This window comes from Stenotrophomonas sp. HMWF003 (assembly GCF_003061285.1).
In the GTDB taxonomy this organism is placed as follows: domain Bacteria; phylum Pseudomonadota; class Gammaproteobacteria; order Xanthomonadales; family Xanthomonadaceae; genus Stenotrophomonas; species Stenotrophomonas maltophilia_AP.
The window spans coordinates 948-1409 of the sequence record NZ_QAIW01000303.1 but is presented as its reverse complement, the minus strand read 5'-3'; the positions used below and the strand labels follow the sequence as shown (position 1 = coordinate 1409).

The window sequence follows — 462 nt, the reverse complement described above, 5'->3', positions numbered from 1 at the left end:
GCCTTCTGCGGTGCCGCGGTGACGGGCTTGCCGGCACGATGGCCCAGCAGTTGCCCGGCCGGCGGTGCGCCGAACCCGGCCCCGGTCATGCCCAGCGGCTGGAAGACCTCGCGCCGGATCAGCGTCTCCACGTCCGTGCCGGTGGCGCGCTCGGCGATCACCGCCGCGACCAGGAAACCGCTGTTGCTGTAGGCAAATTCGGTGCCCGGCGGATGCACCGGTGCTTCGGACAGCGCCGCCTTGATGTAGGCCTCGCGTTGCACCGGCAGGGCGCGGGCGTCGGTGAAGAAGGCATCCAGTGCGGCGCCATCGGTGAGGTTCTCCGGCAGGCCGGCGCGGTGCGACAACAGCTGCACCAGCGTGACGTCGCGGTAGGCCGGCTGCATCTGCGCGGCCAGGTCGGGCAGCATCGCCGACAACGGTGCATCCCACGTCAGCACGCCCTGTTCGACCAGCCGCGCG

At 71.6% G+C, this 462-nt stretch carries 1 protein-coding gene; it reads right to left on the bottom strand.

Annotated features, from left to right (window positions below):
• Positions 1-462: serine hydrolase domain-containing protein (locus DBR34_RS12460; RefSeq protein ID WP_219928283.1), on the bottom strand; the 462-nt coding region annotated here is incomplete at both ends.